Genomic DNA, 9,605 nt, shown 5'->3' with positions numbered 1-9,605 from the left:
CACTGCGTGAGTTGAAACCCCGAGATAGAGATTTCTAACCCCGCAAAAGCGGACATCTGAACTTGGCTGGACAGCGGACATTTGAATCTGGCTTTGACAGCATGTAGGTCCCAAATAGATGGGATCGACTCGCGCTGCGTTGCGCCCGTCGCGCGTGCCAGCGGCGCTAATGCATAACTGATTCATCAGTCTGTGCAGCGACCCACATACGACCTCCTGGAAATTATGAAGAATAGACGGCAAAGCAAAGCCATCAGCTACCGGTGATCGTCGGTGTGATCGCGCGACACGCCGCCAGGCGTCGAGACGGGCGCCCTCGCCCGCAGCCGTCCATGAAAAGAATGCACACACCTGCCTTGTCGCCGGTGCGGGAGAACAGACATGGCCTTCAATCGCAAACGTGCCGTGACGCCGGACGAACCATGCGATGCGGCGCCCGACGCCGGGCCGGAACCAGGCGACGACGCGCCGCCAGAAGAACACACGGTTGCGCGCGCAGCGACGACAACTGCGCTCGGGAAAGCCCTGCGCAGCTTCGGATTCCACTCGAAGGAACCCCTGGAAGTCACGCGCCCGCTCGTTATCATCCGGCTTCACTCGAAACCGAAACTGCTCGAAGCGAAGCCAAACGTCGGGCAGCCCGACTGGAGCCTGAGCGCGGGCGTGGCGGCGCTGCTGTTCGGCATCGTCATTGCATTCGGCACGTATGTCACGCTGACGCAACGAGAGGCCGCGCAAAGCCGGTTGCGCCATCTGGCGGGCCACAGCGAACCGCGAGAGGCGCGGCGTCACGAACACCTGCCGGCCGCGGAACCTGCATCCGACGTCGCGACCGCGATGCGCAGCCCGATCGAGGCACCGCCGCCAGACCCGAAACCGGCCGAAACCGCCATGACGACGGACGCCGCGAAAACAGCCGCCGCTGCAGCCGTCACCACGACCGCCACGCCTTCCGTGGCAATCGCCAAATCAGTCGCCGCGAAGCCCGTTGTAGCAGAAAAGACCGTCGTCGCTGAAAAGCCCGCTGTCGCCGAAAAGCCCGCTGTCGCCGAAAAGCCCGTTGTAGCGGAGAAGACGGTCGTCGCTGAAAAGCCCGTTGCAGCCGAAAAGCCAGTTGTCGCCGAGAAGCCCGTCGTCGCCAAACCCGCGGCCGACCGCGTCGCGGACGTTCCCGTGAGCAAGCCCGCGATCCCCGCGCCGCGCGCTGCCGTCAGTGTCGTCGACGCGCCGCCGCCTGCGCCCGCCAAGCCCGCAAGCAAGCCGGTTCTCGCCAGGACAACCCCGCCGCCCGTGCGCCAGCCGTCACAGATTGCCCAGCAGGACACCGCGCCCGCTCCAGCACGCGCGGCGCCGGGCGCACAAAAGGAGCGGCACGCCACGACGAAAACGCCGCCCACCGATTGCGGCGCACGTAACCCGTGTGAAGACGCGATCGCACAGATCGAACGATCCTTGCGCGAGCCAGCCAGGCACGAGCCGGTCAGCGCGCAGCCGCCGCTGAAGACCACAGTGACGACTGTCGCGTCGAGAGACACTGCGGCGACGGCCGCCGTCCCCGCGGCGCCGCCGCGACCGGTGGCACCCGCGCCCGCCGCCGCGCCCGTCGCGCAAGCAGAGACCCCCGTCGCGTGGCAGGCGAGCGTGAAGGATCTGTTTCGACAGCATTAGCCATCCAGCCGACACAGCGAGTCATTCGACGCCGCTACGCGCAAGTCGTGCTGATGTTGCGCTCAGCCTTGCGAAAAATCGCAACGACCCGCCGCGCGAAACTCACTGCCCCGGTGCGTGTGTCCGCAGATACGTCACATAGCCGTTCTGCGTTTTCAGGATTTTTTTGACGCAGTCGTCGTAATCCGAACCCTTCGCGTTCTCCGGTCCGTACATGCCCCTGCATTGCGCAAAGAGCGTCAGCGTGGCACCCGTGCCGTTCGCGATGCGGGTTGCGGAAAATGCAACCTTGCCCGAGCCGGAAGGCACGTCGGTTTCGATTGCGACGGCGTCCGCACGTGTGACGGACGTATCGGATTGCTGCTCGATATAGCGTTTCGTCAACGACCACGCCGTATCGCACTGCGCCTGGTCGCCACACGTGACAGTCGCGTTGTGCTGCGCGGTGGCCAGACCGCTTTCATTGCGGGCGTACGCTTGGGCCTCGCGCTGCTCCTTTTCGGCGGACGAGCAACCGGCGAGTACGAGCGCGCAAAGCGCAAAGGCATGGATTTTTTTCACGAGTCAGGTTTCCCAGGTCACATTCGAGCGCGATTATAGCTGCGCGACCTTTGCGTCAGCCGCAGCAGCGACCGAGGGCAAAACGTGCGTTCCGCCGCACCCGGAACGCGCCTTTCCAGACCGGGATGCGCTGACGGTGCTGGAATGGTCGGTGCCGCAGGCCATCGTGTCCGTCGTCGGGTTCGGGCTGACGCGGGTGTTTCGGACATGTTGGGCCGACAACCTTTCAGCGTGTGCCACGCAACCTCAAGACATGCAGATAGGTTTCGAGCGAACGCTGAACGGCTTGCGCGACGAGCTGCGGGATCGCGCTGTGATCGCCGCTCACGCAGGCTTCGTCCAGTGAATCGTAGTACCCGAGACGGTCCTCCTTCCGGATGATCGCAGGCGGATAGCCCGCCTTCATCAACTCGAAGTTCAGCAACAGGCGAGCCGTGCGGCCGTTGCCGTCGACAAACGGGTGAATCTTGACAAAGCGCGTATGAAGTTCGGCCGCCCGTGCGATCGGAGGCAGCGCCTGTGCCTGGTTGTGCCAGTCGACGAGAGATGCCATCTCCGCAGGCAGATGCAGAAAATCGGGCGACGTCGTGCTTGCCCCTGCAATCACGACGTCTTCCTGGCGATATCGCCCCGCTTCGCCGTCGTCGACGCCCTTCAGAAGAGCGCGTGGATGTTACGGATTTGCCACTCGGACAACGGCTCCTGCTTTGCGACGAGTTCCTCGACGTACAGGATGGCATCGCGGTGATTGGTCGCTTCGAAATGTTCACGAAGCGATTTGCCTCCAACGGTGATGCCTTCCAGCACCACCTTGGTTTCGCGTAACGTGAGCGTATTGCCTTCGATAGCATTCGAGTGATACGTCCACTCCAACGCGAGCTTCTCCCGCAATGTCGCAAGCGAGTGTTTCGGCAACGGACGCGCTGCGTCCAATGTCGATTTGTCGTGATCGATGGCTTCGAATGGCCTGGGAAGGATGAGTTGTCATCGGGCTTTCTGTGCGCAGTGGTCGTCGGATCGCTCGTGCGCACGCGTCAGATCATAGCGTCGCGCTTTCGCTGTCCGCGCCGTGCCACCGGCCCCGTCAATCGACAACCTCAGGCACCTCGATCGCCCGCGTCAGCAGATCGAGAAACACCTGCATCACCTGCGGCAACGTGCGCCCTGCCATCGTCTGGACCTGCAGCGTGCGCTGATGCAATTCGGGATTCGTGATGGGCACAGCAGCCAGGCCATCGACGTCGAGCCGGCTGCGCACGGTCAGATAGCCTGTCAACGTGACGGCATCCGTCAGACGCACGAAACTTTGCAGCGCTGCGTGATAGTTGCTGACAAACATCGGCTCGAAGATCAGCCCTTCGAGACTGCACGAAATATCGAACAACTGCCGGATCGTCACGCCCTGGTTGTCCATCGCAAGCGGCCACGGCGTGAGATCTTTCAGCGACACCGCGTTGCGCGCGGCAAGCGGATGGCCGCGCCGCACCAGCGCGAAGATCGGCGCGCGCTGCGAGTAGTGCACGTTGATCTCCTTCTCTGGCGCGATGCTGAAGCACACGGCAATATCGGCCGTGCCTTCCCTCACCCGCTGCGTCGCGACGGCGGGCGCGGACACGTCGAGCTGAAAGTGCGTCGACGGATGCGTCTTCAGAAAATGCGCGAACACCTGCGGCAGAAAATGCGGCGCAACGCCCTCGGAACTGGCGACGCGGATCGTCGCGCGCCCGCCTTCGCTTAGCCCGCGAATCTCGCCGACCACGCGCTCGGTTTCGAGCAGACTGCGCCGTGCGTGCTCGGCGAGCATGCGCCCGGCGTCGCTCAGCACCATGCCGCGCGGACGCCGCTCGAATAACGGCGTGCCCAGTTCCTCTTCGAGCTTGCCGATCTGCCGGCTCAACGCCGACACGGCCACGTAGAGCCGCTCCGACGCCTTGCTCAGCGAGCCGCTTCTCGCCACTTCCAGAAAGTAACGCAGTGCCGTGTTGTCCATGCCGGGTGCCCGTTGTTGTGCCTTGTGCCATACCGCGCTTTGCCGTTTCGGCAACGATTCGTGGCAAATATTGTAATTGTGCAGAAATATCGGCGGCCGCAGGATCGGTTCGACTGTTTCCATGAACCACGGAGAAACGCCGTTGACTCGTGACATCGCCATCCAAACCGCGGCCAGCCAGTACGACTCCGGCCGTTTTCTCGACGATCTGCGCCGCCGCGTCGCGTATCGCACGGAAAGCCAGGAAGCCGACAGCGGCGCGCGGCTGCGCGGCTATCTCGACGACGAGCTGACACCGCTGCTCACGCAGTGGGGCTTCGCGTGCCGCGTCGTCGACAATCCCGCGAAAGGCGCGGGCCCCTTTCTGATCGCGCATCGTTTCGAGGGCGACACGCTGCCGACGGTGCTCAGCTACGGCCACGGCGACGTCGTGCGCGGCTACGACGCGCAGTGGCGCGACGGCCTGTCGCCGTGGGACGTGACCGTCGACGGCGAGCGCTGGTACGGCCGCGGCACGGCGGACAACAAAGGCCAGCACAGTATCAACCTCGCGGCGCTGAAAGCCGTGCTCGACGCGCGCGGCGGCAAGCTCGGCTTCAACCTGAAGCTGCTGTTCGAAACGGGCGAGGAAGTCGGCTCGCCGGGCCTGCACGCGCTGTGCATGCAGCTTCGCGACGAACTCGCCGCCGACGTGCTGATCGCTTCCGATGGCCCGCGCCTGTCCGCGCATCGGCCGACGCTCTTTCTCGGCTCGCGCGGTCTGGTCAATTTCAAGCTCGAACTGAAGCTGCGCGACGGCGGTCATCATTCGGGCAACTGGGGCGGGCTGCTGCGCAATCCCGGCGTCGTGCTGGCGAACGCGATCGCGTCGATGGTGGATGCAAACGGCAAGATTCTCGTCGAAGGACTGCGGCCGCCGCCCATTCCCGACGCGGTGCGGCGCGCGCTCGCCGACATCGGTGTCGGCGGCAATCCGGGCGAGCCGGAGGTCGACACCGACTACGGCGAGCCGGGCCTGACGCCGACCGAGCGCGTATTCGGCTGGAACAATCTGGAAGTGCTCGCGTTTCGCACGGGTAACCCAGACAAGCCCGTCAACGCGATTCCGCCGTCGGCGATCGCATACATGCAGATCCGCTTCGTGGTCGGCACGGACTGGCAGAACCTGGAGACGATCGTGCGCCGCCATCTCGACGCACACGGCTTCGGCATGGTCGAACTCGACGTCGAGCGCGGCGCGCCCGCGACGCGCGTCGATCCCGACAACGCGTGGGTGCAATGGGCGCTGCGCTCGCTGCGCGCGACCACGGGCGACGAACCCGTGCTGCTGCCGAACCTGGGCGGCACGCTGCCGAACGACGTATTCGCCGACGTGCTCGGCATGCCGACGCTGTGGGTGCCCCACTCCTACCCCGGTTGCTCGCAGCATGCGCCGAACGAGCATCTGCTCGGCCCCGTCGTGCGCGACGGCTTGCGCATCATGGCCGGGCTCTTCTGGGATCTGGGCGCGAACCCGCCCGCGTAGCGTCAGCCGCCGTCAACTGCACCGCATCCTCCGACAACCCTTGCATGAGGAAGTCGCAATGAGCATGGATTCCGTCACCGCCCATCACCACGGCCGCCCGAACGGCGCGTCCGCGCAGCACGCATCGGATACGAACGCGGGTACAGGCGTCGCGCGCCTGATCATCGCGACGTCGATTGGCAACGCGCTCGAGTTCTACGATCTCGTCGTGTACGGCTACTTCGCCAGCACGCTGTCGAAGCTGTTTTTCCCGATGCACAGCGCAACCGTCTCGCTGCTGCTCACGCTCGGCACCTTCGCGCTGTCGTATCTGGCGCGGCCCGTCGGCGCGCTCGTGCTCGGCTCGTACAGCGATCGCAAGGGCCGCAAGGCGTCGCTGACGCTGTCCATCGCGATGATGACGCTCGGCACGGGCATGGTCGCGCTGATGCCGACCTATGCCGCGATCGGCATCCTCGCGCCCATCGGCATTTTCGTGTCGCGGCTGTTGCAGGGCTTCTCGGCGGGCGGCGAGTTCGGCAGTTCGACAGCATTCCTGATCGAACATGCGCCGCAGCGCAGCGGCTTCATGTCGAGCTGGCAGTTCTCGAGCCAGGGCGCGAGCACGCTGCTCGCGTCGGCGTTCGGCGCGGTGTTGACGGGCATGCTGACGGCACCGCAGCTCGAAGGCTGGGGTTGGCGCATCCCGTTTCTGTTCGGCATGCTGATCGGACCCGTCGGTCTGTATATCCGGCGGCGCATCGACGAAACACCCGAGTTCGAGCGCATCGAGAAAGCGCACTCGCCCGTGCGCGAGCTGCTCGCGACGCAGAAGTCGCGCGTGCTGGTGTCGATCGGCTCGCTGGTGCTGACGACCACGGCGAACTACATGCTGCTCTACATGCCGACCTACGCGGCGCGGCAACTCGGCCTCGCGGCGGCGTCCGGCTTCATTGCGACGCTGACCGCGGGACTGATCGTCATGGTCGTCACGCCGCTCGTCGGACACTGGTCGGACAAGGTCGGCCGCACGCGCATCATGCTCGGCGCGGGCGTGCTGTTCTTCGTGACCGTGTATCCCGCCTTCATGTTCATGAACGCGCACCCGTCGCTGCCGACGCTGCTCGCCGCCGTCACGTGGGTCGCGCTGCTGAAGGCCACCTACTTCGCGCCAATTCCCGCGCTGATGGCCGAGCTTTTCCCGACCCGTACGCGCACGACGGGCATGGCGATCGGCTACAACATCGGCACTACGGTGTTCGGCGGCTTCACGCCGCTCGCGGTCGCGTCGCTGATCGCGGCGACGGGCAACAATCTGGCGCCGGGGCTGTATCTGATGCTGGCTGCCGTCGTGAGCCTGCTGACGCTCGTCTGGGCACGCAAGCATCTGAACGCACATTGATTCGAACGTCTCATTGATTCGAACGTCCATCAGCAAGGAAGCGCCGCACATGCAACACGATTTGCCGGATCAACTGAAGAAAGCGATCCAGTTCTCGATCGATCACGAATCCGCCTGGGATCGCCACGCCGACGGCAAGTTCGGCGTGCACGTCAATGATCCGCCGCCGTGGAATACGCTGCGAGGACCGATTCACGATCGGGGACCCGTGTCGGGTGCCGTGGCCGTCGACGGTCGCCTGCTCGCGACATGGGGCGAGCCGGATCGGGCCGATCTGACTTTCAGCATCGCGAAGACGTATCTGGCGCTGCTTGCGGGCGTTGCGCACGATCGCGGCCTGCTGCCCGATCCCGACGAACCCGTTTGCGCCCGCGTGCGCGGCATCGGGTTCGACGACGCGCACAACGCGTCCATCACCTGGACCCATTTGCTGCAACAGACGAGCGAATGGCAGGGCCACTGCTTCGGGCTCTCCGATCAGGCCGACCACTATCGCGCCGTCACGTTCGGCGAGCCGCCCGATGGCAGGAAAGGCGACTTGCGCCCGTTGCGGCAGCCCGGCACCTACTGGGAATACAACGACGTGCGGATCAACCAGCTGTCGCTGGCGCTATTGCATCTGTTCGCACGGCCGCTGCCTGACGTGTTCCGCGAGGCGATCATGCGCCCCGTCGGCGCAAGCGAAAACTGGCGGTGGGTCGGCTATCACGATGCGTGGGTCGAGATTTGCGGCCAGCGGGTGCAATCGGTGCCGGGCGGCTCGCATTGGGGCGGCGGCATGTCGGTCAGTGCGAACGACCAGCTGAAAGTCGCGCAGATGCTGCTCGACGACGGACTCGCCAATGGACGCCGCGTGCTGTCGTCGCAATGGATCGCGCGCATGCGCACGCCATGTGCACTCGCGCCGTACTACGGCTACCTAGTCTGGCTCAATGCCGCGCAGCGCGTGTTTCCGAGCGTGCCCGAATCGAGCTATTTCGGCGTCGGAGCGGGCAGCTCGTTCATGTGGATCGAACCCGGGCGAAAGATTGCACTGATCGTGCGATGGCTCGATTCGCAGTTCGCCGATGCGTTCTTCGGCAAGATGGTGGCGGCCATCGATGCCGTCTGTGCGCGGTAGACCATCGCCGTCCGGATGGCGCGCAGCCGGGCGATGCCGCTATGCCGCGCGGCTCAGTTCGAAGCGTCGGTGCGTGAGTCGATTGCCGTCAGAATCTTGTGCGCGGCGGCGACGCGATCGGCAATCGGAAAATTGCGGTTGCCCAGAATCACGATGCCCATGCGTTTGCCCGGCACGAACGCGACATACGAGCCGAAACCGTTCGTCGATCCCGTCTTGTTGATCCAGACGTTTTGCTGCGGCGCGAGAGGCGGCCGGATCGGCGTGACGGGCGTCGCGTCGAGCGCCATCGACGGGCCGTTGCCTTCCAGCAGCGACTTCAGCGCGACGGGATACGGGTACTGCTCCCAGATCAGATCCTGCGTCATCGGACCGGCGTCGAAGTAGCCGCTGTGCGTGTCGGTGATGGCGCGCTGCAAGGCGCCGTCGAGCTTGAGCATATCCATGTTGGCGGCGATGAAACGCAGCATGTCGGCAGCCGTCGATTTGACGCCGTAGGCCTCCGGCGCCAGCACGCCGCCCGTCATGCGGATCGGCTTGCCGTCCTTCGTGTAGCCCTGCGCGTAGTCGCCCGCCTTGTCGACGGGAATGTCGATGAAGCTGTTTCGCAGCCCGAGCGCGGGAAAAAGACGCCGCTCGATCAGCACGGTGAAGTCCTGCTGCATGCTGGTCGCCGCGATCAGACCCAGCGCGCCGATGCCGGGATTGGCATAGGTGCGGTACGTACCCGGCGCGTGGGCCGGGCGCCACGCCGCGAAGTAGCGCATCAGTTGCGCGTCGTCGTGGATCTCGTCGGGCACCTGCAGCGGCAAGCCGCCCGGCGTGTGCGTGCCGAGATCGAGCAGCGTCACGCTGCCGAACGGCGTGCCGCGCAGCACGGGCAGATACTTGCCGACCTTATCGGACAGCGACAGCCGGTTGTCGACCTGGGCCCACGCCGTCAGCGTCGCCGTGAAGGTCTTGCTCACCGAGCCGAGTTCGAAAAGCGTCTCCCCTGTGACAGGCCGGCGGCTTTGCGTCGACGCGACGCCGTAGTTGAAGACGCGCGGCTTGCCGTCGACGATCACGCCCACGGCCATGCCTGGAATCCCGTCTTTCGACATCATCGGCTCGATAGCCGCATCGACGGCCTGTCTGACATGATCCGCCCGGCCGCCCGCTGCGTGACTCGCGCCGGGGATCATACAAAGCGCGCAAAGCATCGCGGCGATGCGCGCGCGTGTCGTTGCCAACTTCATCTGCTGCTTCTCCTGTTCGGTTTTTTGGCGGCAAGCGCACGAGCGTCAATGTTCGCCGATGATGGCCGCGCCGCATGGTCAAGGCGTCCGAGCCGCAACGCCAGCTAACCCACGCGCGGCCA

Annotated in this window: 9 protein-coding genes; 4 read left to right on the top strand and 5 right to left on the bottom strand. The window is 65.0% G+C overall.

Annotation, left to right across the window (positions count from 1 at the left end):
- Nucleotides 1-381 precede the first annotated feature (381 nt).
- Entirely contained in the window at nt 382-1,668 is a 1,287-nt protein-coding gene (locus H3V53_RS24705; RefSeq protein WP_336600204.1) for a hypothetical protein, read from the top strand.
- Nucleotides 1,669-1,770: 102 nt separating this feature from the next.
- Here the strand turns inward: H3V53_RS24705 and H3V53_RS24700 are convergent, their stop codons facing one another.
- From H3V53_RS24700 to H3V53_RS24690, 4 genes are all read right to left on the bottom strand, one after another.
- Nucleotides 1,771-2,229, bottom strand: coding sequence for a hypothetical protein (locus tag H3V53_RS24700; protein WP_336600203.1), 459 nt, complete (start codon nt 2,227-2,229; stop codon nt 1,771-1,773).
- 226 nt (nt 2,230-2,455) lie between these two features.
- Nucleotides 2,456-2,836 (bottom strand): Fic family protein, encoded by a 381-nt coding sequence (locus H3V53_RS43705; protein ID WP_419539569.1) that lies wholly within the window; start codon nt 2,834-2,836, stop codon nt 2,456-2,458.
- A gap of 47 nt (nt 2,837-2,883) precedes the next feature.
- On the bottom strand, nt 2,884-3,144 hold the full coding sequence (locus H3V53_RS43700) for a Fic family protein (RefSeq protein WP_419539568.1): 261 nt from the start codon (nt 3,142-3,144) through the stop codon (nt 2,884-2,886).
- Between the two features lie 169 nt (nt 3,145-3,313).
- Nucleotides 3,314-4,219, bottom strand: a complete 906-nt coding sequence (locus H3V53_RS24690) for a LysR family transcriptional regulator (protein WP_336600202.1) — start codon at nt 4,217-4,219, stop codon at nt 3,314-3,316.
- A gap of 142 nt (nt 4,220-4,361) precedes the next feature.
- On the opposite strand from H3V53_RS24690, the gene H3V53_RS24685 reads away from it, so the two are divergent.
- Genes H3V53_RS24685 through H3V53_RS24675 form a run of 3 tightly spaced genes read left to right on the top strand, consistent with a single transcriptional unit; the run spans nt 4,362 to nt 8,245 of the window.
- The gene (locus H3V53_RS24685; RefSeq protein WP_336600201.1) at nt 4,362-5,744 is read left to right on the top strand and encodes a M20 family metallopeptidase; all 1,383 of its coding nucleotides are present in this window, start codon (nt 4,362-4,364) and stop codon (nt 5,742-5,744) included.
- A gap of 58 nt (nt 5,745-5,802) precedes the next feature.
- Nucleotides 5,803-7,125, top strand: a complete 1,323-nt coding sequence (locus H3V53_RS24680; protein WP_336600200.1) for an MFS transporter — start codon at nt 5,803-5,805, stop codon at nt 7,123-7,125.
- A gap of 49 nt (nt 7,126-7,174) precedes the next feature.
- Nucleotides 7,175-8,245, top strand: a complete 1,071-nt coding sequence (locus H3V53_RS24675) for a serine hydrolase domain-containing protein (protein ID WP_336600199.1) — start codon at nt 7,175-7,177, stop codon at nt 8,243-8,245.
- A 53-nt stretch (nt 8,246-8,298) separates the two neighbouring features.
- On the opposite strand, the gene ampC is transcribed toward H3V53_RS24675, so the two are convergent.
- Nucleotides 8,299-9,483 (bottom strand): class C beta-lactamase, encoded by a 1,185-nt coding sequence (gene ampC, locus H3V53_RS24670; RefSeq protein ID WP_419539567.1) that lies wholly within the window; start codon nt 9,481-9,483, stop codon nt 8,299-8,301.
- Nucleotides 9,484-9,605: the final 122 nt, after the last annotated feature.

The organism is Paraburkholderia bengalensis, from assembly GCF_037126505.1.
Lineage (GTDB): Bacteria > Pseudomonadota > Gammaproteobacteria > Burkholderiales > Burkholderiaceae > Paraburkholderia > Paraburkholderia bengalensis.
Note: the sequence above shows the minus strand (reverse complement) of the source record. Positions and strands in the feature narration are given on the sequence as shown.